Here is a 547-nt window from a genome sequence, read left to right on the forward strand (position 1 = left end):
CGAGGCGCCGAAGGTCTCCCGGCCCGGGTGCTCGAAGACGATGTCGACGTCCTCGCCGCCGGTGAACTCGCGGATCTTGGCGCCGAGGCGCTTCCACTCGCGCGGGTCCTGGTTGTTCTCGTCCTTCCAGAACTTGTAGCCCTCGGCGGAGCGGTCGATGATCGCCTCGGCGCCCATGGCCCGGCAGATCTCGGCCTTCTGGTCGCTGGAGACCACGCAGATCGGGGTGGCGCCGCCGGCCAGCGCGTACTGGGTGGCGTACGAGCCGAGGCCGCCGCTGGCGCCCCAGATCAGCACGTTGTCGCCTTGCTTCATGCCGGCACCGTTGCGCGAGACCAGCTGGCGGTACGCGGTGGAGTTGACCAGGCCCGGGGAGGCGGCCTCCTCCCAGGTGAGGTGCTTGGGCTTGGGCAGCAGCTGGTTGGTCTTCACCAGCGCGAGCTGGGCCAGGCCGCCGAAGTTGGTCTCGAAGCCCCAGATGCGCTGCTCCGGGTCCATCATCGTGTCGTTGTGGCCGTCCGGGGACTCCAGTTCGACCGAGAGGCAG

General features: G+C 69.3%; 1 protein-coding gene. It reads right to left on the reverse strand.

The window, feature by feature from the left end:
• Nucleotides 1-547, reverse strand: a 547-nt coding sequence (locus VM95_RS37960) for a zinc-binding dehydrogenase (RefSeq protein ID WP_045706160.1), incomplete at both ends; no start/stop codon positions are given.

Source organism: Streptomyces rubellomurinus (assembly GCF_000961885.1).
Lineage (GTDB): Bacteria > Actinomycetota > Actinomycetes > Streptomycetales > Streptomycetaceae > Kitasatospora > Kitasatospora rubellomurina.